Raw genomic sequence first — 14514 nt, forward strand, 5'->3', positions numbered from 1 at the left:
CGCACCACTTTCTATACTGTCCCCATTTCGGGTCACCGCTCGTCGCCGAAAACCTTCCCGGCGCACCTCTAGCCAGCGCCTCGGCAGAAAAAACGCGCCTTTTCGGCGCCTGGTTTGCTTTTTGCATTTTCCTGCCCAACCTTGGAACAGCTGCCCGCCATGCCGACCGATACCCTGCACCGACTGTTGCTCGACAACCTGACCACCGCGGTGATCCTGATCAACGGCGAACTGCGCCTGGAGTACATGAACCCGGCGGCGGAGATGCTCCTGGCCGTGAGCGGCCAGCGCAGCCACGGGCAATTCATCAGCGAGCTGTTCACCGAATCGCCGGAAGCCTTGAACTCGCTGCGCCAGGCGGTGGAACAGGCACATCCGTTCACCAAGCGCGAAGCGACCCTGACCTCGATCACCGGCGTCAGCATCACGGTCGACTATGCGGTGACGCCCATCCTCAACCGCAACGAGACGCTGCTGCTGCTCGAGGTCCATCCGCGCGACCGGCTGATGCGGATCACCCGCGAAGAAGCGCAGTTGTCCAAGCAGGAGACCACCAAGCTGCTGGTGCGCGGGCTCGCCCACGAGATCAAGAACCCGCTCGGCGGCATCCGCGGAGCGGCGCAACTGCTATCCCGCGAGCTGCCGGAAGAGTCGCTGAAGGACTACACCAACGTCATCATCGAAGAAGCCGACCGGTTGCGGAACCTGGTGGACCGCATGCTCGGCTCGAACAAACTGCCGAACCTGGCGCCGACCAACATCCATGAAGTGCTGGAGCGGGTCAGCAGCCTGGTGGAAGCGGAGAGCCAGGGCAGCATCACCCTGGTCCGCGACTACGACCCGAGCATCCCCGACCTGCTGCTCGACCGCGAGCAAATGATCCAGGCCGTGCTCAACATGGTACGCAACGCCATGCAGGCGATCGCCGGGCAGAACGACCTGCGCCTCGGTCGCATCACCCTGCGCAGCCGTACCCTGCGCCAGTTCACCATCGGCCACACGCGTCACCGCCTGGTGTGCAAGGTGGAGATCATCGACAACGGCCCGGGCATTCCGGCCGAGCTCCAGGAAACCATCTTCTACCCCATGGTCAGCGGCCGTCCGGACGGTACCGGACTCGGCCTGGCCATCGCCCAGAACATCATCAGCCAGCACCAGGGGCTGATTGAATGCGAGAGCCACCCCGGCCATACCGTGTTCAGTCTGTTCCTGCCCCTGGAACAAGGAGTGCATTGACCATGAGCCGATCAGAGACCGTCTGGATCGTCGACGACGACCGCTCCATCCGCTGGGTACTGGAAAAAGCCCTGCAACAGGAAGGCATGACCACGGTGAGCTTCGACAGCGCCGACAGCGTGATCGGCCGCCTCGGCCGGCAGCAGCCGGACGTGATCATCTCCGATATCCGCATGCCCGGCGCCAGCGGCCTCGACCTGCTGGCGCAGATCCGCGAACTGCATCCGCGCCTGCCGGTGATCATCATGACCGCGCATTCCGACCTCGACAGCGCGGTGGCCTCCTACCAGGGCGGCGCCTTCGAATACCTGCCCAAGCCGTTCGACGTCGACGAGGCGGTCTCCCTGGTCAAGCGCGCCAACCAACACGCCCAGGAGCAGCAGGGCCTGGAGCTGCCGGCGAACCAGGCGCGCACGCCGGAGATCATCGGCGAGGCGCCGGCGATGCAGGAGGTATTCCGCGCCATCGGCCGCCTCAGCCATTCCAACATCACCGTGCTGATCAACGGCGAATCGGGTACCGGCAAGGAGCTGGTCGCCCATGCCCTGCATCGCCACAGCCCGCGCGCAGCCTCGCCATTCATCGCGCTGAACATGGCGGCGATCCCCAAGGACCTGATGGAATCCGAGCTGTTCGGCCATGAGAAGGGCGCCTTCACCGGGGCCGCCGCCCAGCGCCGCGGACGCTTCGAGCAGGCCGATGGCGGCACCCTGTTCCTCGACGAGATCGGCGACATGCCGGCCGACACCCAGACCCGCCTGCTGCGCGTCCTGGCCGACGGCGAGTTCTACCGGGTCGGCGGGCACACGCCGGTGAAGGTCGACGTGCGGATCATCGCCGCCACCCACCAGAACCTGGAAAGCCTGGTGCGCGACGGCAAGTTCCGCGAGGACCTGTTCCATCGCCTGAACGTGATCCGCATCCACATCCCGCGGCTGGCCGACCGCCGCGAGGACATCCCGGCGCTGGCCCGGCACTTCCTCAGCCGCGCCGCCCAGGAGCTGGCGGTGGAACCCAAGCTGCTGAAGGCGGAAACCGAGGAGTACCTGAAGAACCTCGGCTGGCCGGGCAACGTCCGCCAACTGGAGAACACCTGTCGCTGGATCACCGTGATGGCCTCCGGCCGCGAGGTGCACATCGACGACCTGCCGCCGGAGCTGCTGACCCAGCCGCAGGACAGCGCGCCGGCGGCGAACTGGGAACAGGCCCTTCGCCAGTGGGCCGACCAGGCGCTGGGCCGCGGCCAGTCGAACCTGCTGGACAGCGCCGTGCCGGCCTTCGAACGGATCATGATAGAAACCGCCCTCAAGCACACCGCCGGCCGCCGCCGCGATGCCGCCGTGCTGCTCGGCTGGGGCCGCAATACCCTGACCCGCAAGATCAAGGAGCTGGGGATGAACGTCGATGGAGCCGACGACGAAGGCGACGACTGAAGCGCCACTGCTCCCATGAGCGACCCAACGGGGCCTTCGGGCCCCGTTTTTCATGGTCCGTCGCGCGCCCGTACCAAGCGAGACGCCGCCCCAGCCTCGGCAGGGCGCCCGCCCGGAACCACCGGTCAAATCGTAGCGTAGGGCGAATAACCGCATCGCGGTTATCCGCCGGTTGTGCAGGGCAGCGGCCCTTGCCCGGATTTTGGGCAGCGTGCACCAGCAGGCGACAAATCGGCATCAATCGCTGGCGGAAAAGCCCGCTCCGTCATTTTTCCGCAATCGACTTCCCACAAACCCCTGGGATGCCGCCAAGCCCTTGATCCACGGGCTTCCAGAGGCATTCATCACCAGCTCGCCCACAGACTTATCCACAATCCTTCAGGAAAGCGAGCGCGCCGCCAGCGCGCTCATGAGAATTGGCACAGACCCTGCATTGGAGCAGATAACGAAGATTTCGGGGGCCTCGGTACAGGCAGGCTGGGGAATCCCCTCTTTTACACCCGGCGGCAGACGCAGCATCCGCGCGCAACCGCCACACCCGTTTCGGGGACCTCGGTACAGGCAGGCTGAGAACTCCCCTCTTTTATGCCCGGCGGTAGCGCAGCGATCCGCGCCTCCGCCCTCCCGTTTGGGGACCTCGGTACAGGCAGGCTGAGAATTCCCCCTTTTATTCCCGGCCGTCGCGCTCCTGCAGCTCGACGACGAGGCGCCAGCCCTCGCCGTCCTCCGACCACTGCCAGCGCCCCTGCAAGGGGCGGGTCGAGACCAGGCTCAACAGCAGCCCCTTTCCCTCCTCGCGGACGCGCCAGCGCAACGGCTGGCCCAGCCATCGTCCGTCTCCCTGCTGCGCCGCGCCCCGGGCGACGATGCGCAACGTCAGGGCACCCTCCACCCGTGCCGCCGTAACCGCAGCCTGGCGATCGAAGCGCAGGACCAGGCCCTGCTCGCTCTCCCCGACCGCCAGCAGTTGCGGCGCAGACGTCGGCAGCGAAGCGGGACCGAACAACCTGCCGAGCATCAGCCCGAACAACAACCCGGCAAGCACCAGCGCACCCCAGACTTTCCAGCGCTGGCGCCGCAGATCGTCGATGGCGGAGGTAGAATGCCGCCCGTTATCTGCTCCGGAGCCCTGCATGTTCCACGTCATCCTGTTTCAACCGGAGATACCTCCGAATACCGGCAACATTATCAGGCTCTGCGCCAACGCCGGATGCAGTCTGCACCTGATCGAGCCGCTCGGTTTCGAACTGGACGACAAGCGCTTGCGCCGTGCCGGCCTCGACTACCACGAATACGCCAGCGTACGCCGCTACCCGGATCTGCAGAGCTGCCTCGAGGCCCTCGGCCAGCCACGCCTGTTCGCCTTCACCACCAAGGGGTCGCGGGCCTTCCACGAAGTGGCCTACCAGCGCGACGATGCCTTCCTCTTCGGCCCGGAAAGCCGCGGACTGCCGGAGGACGTGCGCAACGCCCTGCCAACCGATCGGCGCCTGCGCCTGCCGATGCGCGAAGGCTGCCGTAGCCTGAACCTGTCCAACACGGTGGCGGTGACCGTCTACGAAGCCTGGCGCCAGCTCGGCTTCGCCATGGACTGAGCCGGCCGACAGGCATGAAAAAGCCCGCTCAAGGCGGGCTTCTTCGCAAGCGCTGGGCTTACTGGACCGACGGCGTCGGGATCTCGCCGGAGGCCTGCATGCGGGCGATTTCCTGGGCGTAGAGGGCGTCGAAGTTCACCGGCGACAGCATCAGCGCCGGGAACGAACCGCGTACCACCAGGTTGTCCAGGGCTTCGCGAGCGTACGGGAAGAGGATGTTCGGGCAGAACGCGCCAAGGGTATGGCTCATGCTCGACGGATCGAGGTTCTTGATCAGGAAGATGCCGGCCTGCTGCACTTCGGCGATGAAGGCAGTGGTGTCCTCGCCGTTCTTCACGGTCACCGATACGGTCAGGACCACTTCGTAGAAGTCGCCGTCCAGCTGCTTCTGGCGAGTGTTCAGGTCCAGGCTGATGGACGGGTTCCATTCCTGGCGGAAGATTTCCGGTGACTTCGGCGACTCGAACGACAGGTCGCGCAGGTAGATGCGCTGCAGGGAGAACTGGGGTTGCTGCTCGTCGGCAGCGCCGTTGGTAGCTTGCTCGGTCATTTTCGGGCCTTCCCTTGGGTCAATTCATGAATGGTTTCAGGCAGACAGCAGCGCGTCCAGCTTGCCGGCGCGCTCCAGTGCATGAAGGTCGTCGCAGCCGCCGACATGGGTCTCGCCGATCCAGATCTGCGGCACGGTGGTCGATCCCGCCTTGCGTGCCAGCTCGGCGCGCAGTTCGGGCTTGCCGTCGCAGGCGATCTCCTGGAAGTCCACACCCTTGCGTTGCAGCAGCTGCTTGGCGCGGATGCAGTACGGACACCAGGCGGTGGTGTAGATCACGACGGGCGGCATGTCACTTCACCAGCGGCAGGTTGTCGCCGCGCCAGCTGCCGATCCCGCCGGACAGCTTGGCGGCGTTGAAGCCGGCCTTATTCAGGACGCCGCCCCAGGTACCGGAATGCTGGCCCATGGCGTCGACCAGGATGATGGTCTTGCCCTTGTACTTTTCCAGCTCGGTCATGCGGCTGTTCAGCTTGTCGGCCGGGATGTTCAGCGCGTCGACGATGTGCCCGCTGGCGAACTCCTTGGCCGGACGGATATCCAGGACCACCGCCTGGTCGGCATTGACCAGCGCGGTCAGCTCGCGGGTCGACAGGCTCTTGCCGCCCTTGCGCAGCTCGTGCAGCAACAGCAGGACCAGCAGGACCAGCAGCGCCGCGACCAGCAGGTAGTGGTTGGTGGCGAACTCGATCAGACGGGAAACGAATTGCATGGTGACGGATATCCAGGGCGTAAAAATGCCGGCCAGTATACAGACCGCGCCGGCCAGGGGGGAACCCGCCGGGCGGCGCCCCGCTCGGCTCCAGGAAATGGCGTCGCGGGAAACTTCACGGTTAGAATGCCGGTCCTTTTCTGTGAAGCTGGCCAGTTCCGGCCCGGGCACGGCTCGGGCAGGACAGAGGGAGCGAGGATAGCGGCATTCGGTTGCGGATCGGCGTCATCGGTTTAATCAATCAGCCTCTTCCTACGTCTTGAACGACAATGTTCCCACTAAATTTGGTCAGTTTCTGAACCCCGCGGAAATAGAGCCGGACATATGACTGCCACGCCCAAACCCCTGGTCCTGATCATCCTGGACGGCTTCGGCCACAGCGAAAGCCCTGACTACAACGCCATCTACGCCGCGAAGAAGCCGGTCTGGGATCGCCTCCTGGCAACCCAGCCGCACGGCCTGATCTCCGGCTCCGGCATGGACGTCGGCCTGCCCGACGGCCAGATGGGCAATTCCGAGGTCGGCCACATGAACCTCGGCGCAGGCCGCGTGGTGTACCAGGACTTCACCCGCGTCACCAAGGCCATCCGCGACGGCGAATTCTTCGAAAACCCGGTGATCGCCGGCGCGGTCGACAAGGCCGTCGCCGCCGACAAGGCGGTGCACATCCTCGGCCTGCTCTCCCCGGGCGGCGTACACAGCCATGAAGACCACCTGGTGGCGATGGCGCAGATGGCCGCCAGGCGCGGCGCCGGCAAGATCTACCTGCATGCCTTCCTGGATGGCCGCGATACCCCGCCGAAAAGCGCGCAGCCGTCGCTGGAGCGTCTCGACGCCACCTTCGCCGGGCTCGGCAAGGGCCGCATCGCCTCGATCATCGGCCGCTATTTCGCGATGGACCGCGACAACCGCTGGGACCGCGTCCAGGCCGCCTATGAACTGATTGCCGACGGCAAGGCCGAGTTCACCGCCGACTCCTCGGTGGCAGCCCTCGAGGCCGCCTACGCCCGCGGCGAGAGCGACGAATTCGTCAAGGCCACCGCGGTGGTCCCGGCCGGCGCCGAAGCGGTGCGGGTCGAGGATGGCGACGCGGTGATCTTCATGAACTTCCGCGCCGACCGCGCCCGCGAGCTGAGCCGCGCCTTCGTCGAGCCGGCATTCAATGAGTTCCCCCGCGAACGAGCCCCGCAGCTGGCAGGTTTCGTCATGCTGACCCAGTACGCGGCGAGCATCCCGGCGCCCTGCGCCTTCCCGCCGGAGCCGCTGACCAACGTCCTCGGCGAGTACCTGGCCAAGCATGGCAAGACCCAGCTGCGCATCGCCGAGACCGAGAAGTACGCCCATGTGACCTTCTTCTTCTCCGGCGGCCGCGAGGAACCCTACGAGGGCGAGGAGCGCATCCTGATCCCCTCGCCGAAGGTCGCCACCTACGACCTGCAACCCGAGATGAGCGCGCCGGAAGTCACCGACCGTATCGTCGAGGCCATCGAGCAACAGCGCTACGACGTGATCGTGGTCAACTACGCCAACGGCGACATGGTCGGCCACACCGGGGTGTTCGAGGCCGCGGTCAAGGCCGTGGAGTGCCTGGACACCTGCATGGGCCGTATCGTCGAGGCGCTGGACAAGGTCGGCGGCGAAGCCCTGATCACCGCCGACCACGGCAATGTCGAGCAGATGGAAGACGAGTCCACCGGCCAGGCGCACACCGCGCACACCTGCGAACCGGTGCCCTTCGTCTACGTCGGCAAGCGCAAGCTGAGCATCCGCGAAGGCGGCGTGCTGGCCGACGTGGCGCCGACCATGCTGACCCTCATGGGGCTGGAGCAGCCGGCGGAAATGACCGGTCGCAGCATCGTCACCCTCGGCTGATCCGCGAACGACGAACTCCCGCGCAGGGCGGATAACCGCGTCGCGGTTATCCGCCGCTTCTGCAGGCCATCGACGGATAACGCCTGCGACGTTATCCGCCGTAGCGGGCCGGGCGCCGCGCCCTGTTTCCACGACGCCACCTTCCCCGCTTTAACGCTGCCGATCGGCCGACAGGCCTGGCCACGCGGCGTCGAGACGTGTGCCGCGGTTTTCATTTTCCGCGTCTCCCCCCCTGCCTCCCGCTACGTCGCCGAGGCCCGTGCTAGCCTTGCCCGCGCTGTCTTTTCCATCTGCCCTACAAGGATTTCCGCCGATGTGGTTCCTCCTCGCCACCTCGCTCCTCGCCCTGTCCTTCCAGCGCCTGCTGGCCCTCGTCTTGCTGCTCGCGACCTGCTGTCTCGCCTTCTACGACGGGGTTCTCGCTCCGCCTGCGGTCGCCGCCCTGGCTGCACTGGGCGTCCTCGCCCTGTTGCGCCGGCGCCTGGCGGCACGCCGCGCCTGGGCCCTGGGCCTGGAGCTGCTGCTGGTCGCCGGCGCGGTGGGCCTGTTCCTGCACCTGCTACCCGGCTTCGCCAACCCCAGGATCCTGGACAAGGCGGTGGTCGGCCCGCAGAGCCTGCCGTTCACCATGTACTTCAACTTCGACAAGGCACTGGTGCCGTTCCTGCTACTGGCCTGCCTGCCGAGCCTGTTCCGCGACGAAGCCCGCGCTCCCGGCCGCCCCTGGTACTGGCTGCTGCTCGTGGCGGCGGTGCCGGCGCTGCTTCTGCTGGCTGTCGGCGTCGGCCTGCTGCGGCCGGAACTCCACGCGCCGGCCTGGCTCTGGCAGTTCATCCTGGCCAACCTGTTCTTCGTTTCCCTTGCCGAGGAAGCGCTGTTCCGCGGCTACCTGCAGCAACGCCTGGGCCAATGGCTGGGCCCCTGGCCCGCCCTGGCGCTGGCCTCGGCGCTGTTCGGCCTGGCGCACTTCGCCGGCGGCCCGCTGCTGATGCTGTTCGCCGGCCTCGCCGGGCTGATCTACGGGTTGGCCTGGCTGTGGAGCGGCCGCCTGTGGGTGGCGACGCTGTTCCACTTCGGGCTGAACCTGACGCATCTGCTGCTGTTCACCTACCCGCTCTACAGACCCGCCTGATGCCCGTGGCCTTCGTCGTCGACGACATCCGCCGCTGCCATCCGGCTGAAATACGTGGAAGCGCCCCACAGCGCGCGGTGCGGGGCGTTTTTTTTAACGGCGGCCACGGGCATACTAGGCCGGTCCAATTCCCAGGTGCCCGCCACCCCATGCTCCGCCTCCTTCCTCTCCTGCTATCCCTCGCCTGTCTCGCTCCGGCCTTCGCCGACGAGCGCGCCGACACCCAACGCCAGCTGGAACAGACGCAGAAGGACATCGGCGAGCTGAAGAAGCTGCTGGACGGCATCCAGCAGGAAAAGAGCGGCGTGCAGAAGCTGCTGAAGTCCACCGAGACCGAGATGGGCGACCTGGAAAAACAGATCAAGGCCCTGCAGGACGAGCTGGACAAGAGCGAAGCCGAGCTGAAACGGCTGGATGGGGAGAAAAAAAAACTCCAGGACGCGCGCATTGAGCAGCAGCGCCTCCTCGCCATCCAGGCCCGCGCGGCCTACCAGAGTGGACGCGAGGAATACCTGAAGCTGCTGCTGAACCAGGAACACCCGGAAAAATTCAGCCGCACCCTCACCTACTACGACTACATCAACAAAGCCCGTCTCGAACAGCTCGCCAGCTTCAACGAAACCCTCCGCCAGCTGGCCAACGTCGAGCAGGACATCTCTGCGCAGAAAGCCGAACAACTGAGCAAGCAAGGCGAGCTGGACAGCCGCCGCGAGGCGCTGGCAGCGACCCGCAAGGAGCGCCAGCAAGCCCTGGCCAAGCTGAACAGCGACTACCGCGAACGCGACCAGAAGCTCAAGTCCCGCCAACAGGACCAGGCCGAGCTGGCCAAGGTACTGCGGACCATCGAGGAAACCCTGGCCCGCCAGGCCCGCGAAGCCGCCGCCGCGGCGGAGCGCGAGCGCCAGCGCGCGCTGGCCGCCGAACGCGAGCGTGCGCGCCAGCAGCAGGCCGCCCCCGGACGAGTCACCAGCCCGCCGCGCGAACCTGCGCCGGGCCCGCTGGTCTCAAGCACTGGCGCGGTCTACGGCGGCGCGTTCGGCTCGGCCCGCGGCAAGCTGCCGTGGCCGGTGAATGGCCGCGTCGTGGCGCGCTTCGGCAGCCAGCGCGGCGACGATCCGCGGGCGAAATGGGACGGCGTACTGATTTCGGCGAGCGCCGGCAGCACCGTCCGCGCGGTGCACGGCGGACGCGTGGTATTCGCCGACTGGTTGCGCGGAGCCGGCCTGTTGGTCATCCTCGACCACGGTGGCGGCTACCTCAGCCTTTATGGCCATAATCAAAGCCTGCTGAAAGACGCCGGCGACACCGTGAAGGCCGGAGACCCGATCGCCACCGTTGGAACCAGCGGCGGCCAGAGTAGCCCGGCCGTGTACTTCGCCATTCGCCATCAGGGCCGCCCGGCGGACCCTACTACCTGGTGCCGCGCACAGGGATAGGCGCCGAACTCGTGATTAGGAGCTGAACATGCTGCATTGCTTCCGTCCCACCACCCTGGCGCTGGCCCTGCTGCTCGGCGCGGGCGCGGCCCAGGCTGCCGACGCCCCGGCCGACGCCGCGCCACTGGCCAACGGTAGCAGTGCCCCGCTGCCCCTCGACGAGCTGCGTACCTTCGCCGAGGTTCTCGACCGGGTGAAGGCCGCCTATGTCGAGCCAGTGGACGACAAGACCCTGCTGGAGAACGCCATCAAGGGCATGCTCAGCAACCTCGACCCGCACTCCGCCTACCTCGGCCCGGAGGACTTCGCCGAGCTGCAGGAAAGCACCAGCGGCGAGTTCGGCGGCCTGGGCATCGAGGTCGGCAGCGAAGACGGCTTCATCAAGGTGGTCTCGCCGATCGACGACACCCCCGCGGCCCGCGCCGGCATCCAGCCCGGCGACCTGATCGTGCAGATCGACGGCAAGCCGACCAAGGGCCAGTCGATGACCGAAGCGGTCGACAGCATGCGCGGCAAGGCCGGCTCCCCGATCACCCTGACCATCGTCCGCGATGGCGGCAGACCGTTCGACGTCGAACTCAAGCGCGCCATCATCAAGGTCAAGAGTGTCAAGAGCCAGGTCCTCGAACCCGGCTACGCCTACCTGCGCATCACCCAGTTCCAGGTCAACACCGGCGAGGAAGTGGTCAAGGCGCTGAACCAGCTGCGCAAGGACAACAAGGGCCGTCTCAAGGGCCTGGTCCTGGACCTGCGCAACAACCCCGGCGGCGTGCTGCAGTCCGCCGTCGAGGTAGCCGACGCCTTCCTCACCAAGGGCCTGATCGTCTACACCAAGGGCCGCATCGCCAACTCCGAGCTGCGCTTCAGCGCCGACCCGGCCGATCCCAGCGACAAGGTTCCGCTGGTGGTGCTGATCAACGGTGGCAGCGCCTCGGCGGCGGAAATCGTCGCCGGTGCCCTGCAGGACCAGAAGCGCGCGATCCTGATGGGCACCGACAGCTTCGGCAAAGGCTCGGTGCAGACCGTGCTGCCGCTGAACAACGACCGCGCCCTGAAGCTCACCACCGCGCTCTACTACACCCCCAACGGGCGCTCCATCCAGGCCCAGGGCATCGTTCCGGACATCGAAGTCGGACGCGCCAAGGTGACCCAGGAGCGGAGCAGCTTCGAGGGCTTCAAGGAAGCCGACCTGCAGGGCCACCTGGCCAACGGCAACGGCGGCGCCGACCGCCCCACCGGCAAGCGTGCCGCGCCGAGCGAGCGCCCGCAGGATTCCGACTACCAGCTCAGCCAGGCCCTTAGCCTGCTGAAAGGCCTGAGCGTCACCCGCGGCAACTGATGTCGGCGTTTCGCGTTGCCCTGCTGGGCCTGTGCCTGCTGTTCAACCAGGCCCAGGCCCGCCAGGACCCCGTCCCCTACCAGCGCCCGCCGCTGCTGACCGTGGTCATCGATGACCTCGGGCAGAACCTGGCACGCGACCGCCGGGTTCTCGACCTGCCCCCCGGCGTAACCCTGGCGATCATCCCGGAAACCCCGCATGCCGCCGAACTGGCCCGCGAGGCGCACCAGCGCGGGCGCACGGTGATCCTGCACATGCCGATGGACCCGGCCGGCGGTCCCTACGCCTGGCGGCCGGAGCTGACCCAGGAAGAGCGTGCGCGGCGGCTGGACGCGGCGCTGGCCAAGGTGCCGTTCGTGCAAGGCCTGAACAACCACGAGGGCAGCCGCATGACCGCGGTGCGCCCGGCGATGGCCTGGCTCGCCGAGGAACTCCAGCGTCGCGGCCTGTACCTGGTCGACAGCCGCACCAGCGCCGCCACCGTGGCCGCCAGCGAGGCGCAGCGGATCGGCCTGGCGAGCGTCTCGCGCGATGTGTTCCTCGACAACGAAGCCACACCGGAAGCGGTCTCCGCACAACTGCAGGCCGGCGTCGCCCTGGCCCGCAAGCAGGGTTCGGCGTTGCTCATCGGCCACCCGCACAAGGCCACCCTCGACGTGCTGGCGCGGGAGCTGCCGAAGCTGCGCGCCCAGGGCATCGAGCTGGTACCGCCGCAGATGCTCATCGGCGAGCGCGGCAACCGCAACGTCAACCCACGCCAGGCGCCGCACTGAAGCCGGGTTTACCGGCGTCGCGGCAGCGGTTAAGGTGACGTCCTCGTCATTCCTGCACGGACGCACCGATGGCCCGCCCTTCCCCTCCCATGCCCCTGCTCGCCGCCGCCCTGCTGGTCGCAGGCGCGATTCCCCTCGGTTTCATCTGGATCCTCACCAGCGCCAAGTTCGAGATAGGCGGCGCCAGCCCCGGCGAGAGCACCGTCGGCAAGGTCGAGAACATCGACCAGCGCGCCATGGAGCAATTCTGCACCGGCGTGCGGGCGACGCCCGCCGGCACCTGGCTGGTAGGCCGGCGCGAGGTCGGCCGCGACGAGCAGGCTCTGCCCGAGGGCGTCATCGACCTGGACCTGGTGGCGGCCGCCCAGCCCAGGGAAGAAGAGTCCGAACCCCACCTCTTCAACTTCCTCAACGGCATGCTGCTATCCGGCGGCGATCCGGAAACCACCTATGTCTCGCGCCTGGGCGCGGACGGCGTGTTCCACGAAGTGGCGCGGCTCGGCGAGACCGCCTGCCTGGAAGTCACGCCGGACGGTTCCAGCGTCTTCCTGCTCACCGGCCTGCGGCGCCCGGGCAAGGACAACGGTCAGCGCGAGCAGACAGTGGTGCTGCGCAGCGACGACCAGGGCAAGAGCTGGCGGCGGCTCGAGGAAGGCTTCATGGCCGAGGCGAATCGACTGGGCTGGGCTCTCGCACCGCGCTTCCACGGCAAGGACGAAGTCTGGGTCTGGGGTGATTTCGAATACGGCGGTGCCGATGGCGGCCGGGAACCCGGCCAGCCGAGCGGGCTGTTCTATTCGCCCGACCGCGGCGCCAGTGTCGAGTCGATCGCCACCTCCGCGCCGCTGCTGGTCGACCTCGCCTACGCCCGCGAGTTGGCGCCGAACGGCGTCAACTGGGGCGACTACAACGGCAAGCACGGGCAGATCAAGGCACACGTCGCCCAACTGGACGCGGAGCGCGCCGCGATCTGGGTAAGCCAGACCTTCCGCTATGGCCCACCCGAGGGGCGCTACCTGACCAGCTCGATATTGGTCACCACCCAGGCCGAACTGCGCCGCGAGGGCGGACGCTGGCAGATGGGCGCGATCCGGCGCACCGACGGCGTGGCCGTCGAGCGCCTGGAACAGAACATGGACGGTCGGGTGATCGCAGTGCTCGACCACCCGGACGAATCGCGCTCGCTGATCGCCGAGCTCGATCGCGACGCGCTCGAATGGAAGATCACCGGCAAGCTGCCCAGCCCGTTCTGGCCCCTGCCGTCCAGTTCCGGGCTGCGCGAGTTCTACATGGGCAGGAATGTGCTGCTGGCCAACACCATGAGCCACTACGAAGTGCCGCTGTGGCTGTATCCCGACGAAGAGCCGGCGAGCGTCTCCGCCAACGCGGTGTACTACTCGGACGACTGGGGCTCATCCTGGCGCCGCCTGGACATCGCCGGCTACCTCGGCGTGCTCGGTTTCGACGAGGCGCACGACCGGGTGTTCTGGGCCCGCGGCAACTGGTACGACAGCCGCGACCTCGGCGTCCAGGCCTACGACCTGAACTGAGCCCCCTCGCCGCGCCGGCGGAGGGGCGCCCGCCAGTCAGAGGTAGTTGGCGACGGCTTCGTCGACGAAGCCTTCCTGGCGCATCTGCTCCAGGGCCTTTTGCAGGCGCTCCACCACCTCGTCCGGAGTGTCCTTGTTCAACGCCAGGTAGAGCTTGGCCTCGTTGAAACGCAGCACCGTCTGCAGGCCGGACACGCCTTCCTGCTTGGCCAGGTAGCGGCCGACCGGATCGGTGGTGGCCCACAGGTCGATCTGCCCGCCGGTAAGCTTCTTCACGTTTTCCTGGTCGCGCAGGGCGTTGATCACCGGGATGCCCTGGGCCTCCAGGTGCTGGCTGACCGCGTCGTTCTTGTAGGCGCCGAGCTTGTAGCGGGCGGCGTCCTTGAGATTCTTCACGGCGATCTTGCTGCCGGCCGGCGCCAGCAACACCCAACTGGTGTCGGCCAGCGGGCCGACCCATTTGAACTGCGGCACCCGCTCGGGGGTGTAGGTCATGGAGAACAGCCCGTAGCCGGGCTTGTCCAGGGTCAACCGGTACAGGCGGTCCCAGGGGAAGCGCAGGCTCAGGGAATAGCCGATGCCGGCGCGCCTGAACATCTCCCGGACGATGTCGGCACTGATGCCGTCGATGCCGTCGTCGCGGGCGAAGTTCTTGTCGTCCACCGCCATGTTGAAGGGCGGGAAGTTCTCGGTCAGCAGCACCACCTTGTAGTCGGCGGGCAATTCGGCACGGGCCGCGGAGGCCCCCAGCAACACCCCCAGGATCAGGGTCTGGATCAGGACTTTCAGCATGGTCACACCGCTCGCTTGGTTATCGTTATTGGCTAGCGGCATCCCTGCGTCAGGACGAAATACCTGGCTCGTCGGCCTTCCATGGCATTGCCGG

Annotated in this window: 14 protein-coding genes; 9 read left to right on the forward strand and 5 right to left on the reverse strand. The window is 67.1% G+C overall.

The features are described 5' to 3' along the window. Nucleotides 1–159: 159 nt before the first annotated feature. Both ntrB and ntrC read left to right on the forward strand, forming a co-directional pair. Nucleotides 160–1236: a two-component system sensor histidine kinase NtrB gene (gene ntrB / locus ACI766_RS27755; RefSeq protein WP_412828483.1), complete on the forward strand. Its 1077-nt coding sequence runs from the start codon at nucleotides 160–162 to the stop codon at nucleotides 1234–1236. 2 nt (nucleotides 1237–1238) lie between these two features. Then, the gene (gene ntrC, locus ACI766_RS27760; protein WP_003104661.1) at nucleotides 1239–2669 is read left to right on the forward strand and encodes a two-component system response regulator NtrC; all 1431 of its coding nucleotides are present in this window, start codon (nucleotides 1239–1241) and stop codon (nucleotides 2667–2669) included. Nucleotides 2670–3336: 667 nt separating this feature from the next. Here ntrC and ACI766_RS27765 read toward each other — a convergent pair. Beyond that, a complete protein-coding gene (locus ACI766_RS27765) occupies nucleotides 3337–3804 on the reverse strand; it encodes a hypothetical protein (RefSeq protein ID WP_031657304.1) in 468 nt (155 codons plus the stop codon). Between ACI766_RS27765 and trmL the strand changes: the two genes are divergently transcribed. Beyond that, nucleotides 3803–4264: a tRNA (uridine(34)/cytosine(34)/5-carboxymethylaminomethyluridine(34)-2'-O)-methyltransferase TrmL gene (gene trmL / locus ACI766_RS27770; RefSeq protein ID WP_003104666.1), complete on the forward strand. Its 462-nt coding sequence runs from the start codon at nucleotides 3803–3805 to the stop codon at nucleotides 4262–4264. The genes ACI766_RS27765 and trmL overlap by 2 nt on opposite strands. A 58-nt stretch (nucleotides 4265–4322) precedes the next feature. On the opposite strand, the gene secB is transcribed toward trmL, so the two are convergent. Genes secB through ACI766_RS27785 form a run of 3 tightly spaced genes read right to left on the reverse strand, consistent with a single transcriptional unit; the run spans nucleotide 4323 to nucleotide 5526 of the window. Continuing rightward, nucleotides 4323–4814: a protein-export chaperone SecB gene (gene secB, locus ACI766_RS27775; protein WP_003096050.1), complete on the reverse strand. Its 492-nt coding sequence runs from the start codon at nucleotides 4812–4814 to the stop codon at nucleotides 4323–4325. 36 nt (nucleotides 4815–4850) lie between these two features. Then, complete coding sequence (grxC, locus tag ACI766_RS27780) at nucleotides 4851–5105, reverse strand: glutaredoxin 3 (RefSeq protein WP_003096057.1); 255 nt, start codon at nucleotides 5103–5105, stop codon at nucleotides 4851–4853. Between the two features lies 1 nt (nucleotide 5106). Continuing rightward, nucleotides 5107–5526: a rhodanese-like domain-containing protein gene (locus tag ACI766_RS27785; protein ID WP_034076858.1), complete on the reverse strand. Its 420-nt coding sequence runs from the start codon at nucleotides 5524–5526 to the stop codon at nucleotides 5107–5109. 324 nt (nucleotides 5527–5850) lie between these two features. On the opposite strand from ACI766_RS27785, the gene gpmM reads away from it, so the two are divergent. The 6 genes from gpmM to ACI766_RS27815 all read left to right on the forward strand — a co-directional run bounded on the left by gpmM (nucleotide 5851) and on the right by ACI766_RS27815 (nucleotide 13628). Then, nucleotides 5851–7398 carry a 2,3-bisphosphoglycerate-independent phosphoglycerate mutase gene (gpmM, locus tag ACI766_RS27790; protein ID WP_034076860.1) on the forward strand — a complete coding sequence of 516 codons (1548 nt, stop codon included), beginning with the start codon at nucleotides 5851–5853 and terminating at the stop codon, nucleotides 7396–7398. Between the two features lie 313 nt (nucleotides 7399–7711). After that, on the forward strand, nucleotides 7712–8530 hold the full coding sequence (locus ACI766_RS27795) for a CPBP family intramembrane glutamic endopeptidase (RefSeq protein ID WP_003125784.1): 819 nt from the start codon (nucleotides 7712–7714) through the stop codon (nucleotides 8528–8530). Nucleotides 8531–8679: 149 nt separating this feature from the next. After that, on the forward strand, nucleotides 8680–9966 hold the full coding sequence (locus tag ACI766_RS27800) for a murein hydrolase activator EnvC family protein (RefSeq protein ID WP_033943229.1): 1287 nt from the start codon (nucleotides 8680–8682) through the stop codon (nucleotides 9964–9966). A 28-nt stretch (nucleotides 9967–9994) separates the two neighbouring features. Continuing rightward, the gene (cptA, locus tag ACI766_RS27805) at nucleotides 9995–11305 is read left to right on the forward strand and encodes a proteolytic complex protein CptA (RefSeq protein WP_003096067.1); all 1311 of its coding nucleotides are present in this window, start codon (nucleotides 9995–9997) and stop codon (nucleotides 11303–11305) included. Further along, on the forward strand, nucleotides 11305–12078 hold the full coding sequence (locus ACI766_RS27810) for a divergent polysaccharide deacetylase family protein (RefSeq protein ID WP_003096069.1): 774 nt from the start codon (nucleotides 11305–11307) through the stop codon (nucleotides 12076–12078). The genes cptA and ACI766_RS27810 overlap by 1 nt, the downstream gene beginning before the upstream one ends. Before the next feature lie 68 nt (nucleotides 12079–12146). Next, nucleotides 12147–13628: a hypothetical protein gene (locus ACI766_RS27815; protein ID WP_010793678.1), complete on the forward strand. Its 1482-nt coding sequence runs from the start codon at nucleotides 12147–12149 to the stop codon at nucleotides 13626–13628. 36 nt (nucleotides 13629–13664) lie between these two features. Here ACI766_RS27815 and ACI766_RS27820 read toward each other — a convergent pair whose 3' ends face one another. Next, a complete protein-coding gene (locus tag ACI766_RS27820; protein WP_003096075.1) occupies nucleotides 13665–14420 on the reverse strand; it encodes a substrate-binding periplasmic protein in 756 nt (251 codons plus the stop codon). Nucleotides 14421–14514: the final 94 nt, after the last annotated feature.

This window comes from Pseudomonas sp. DL, from assembly GCF_047199225.1.
In the GTDB taxonomy this organism is placed as follows: Bacteria; Pseudomonadota; Gammaproteobacteria; order Pseudomonadales; family Pseudomonadaceae; genus Pseudomonas; species Pseudomonas aeruginosa.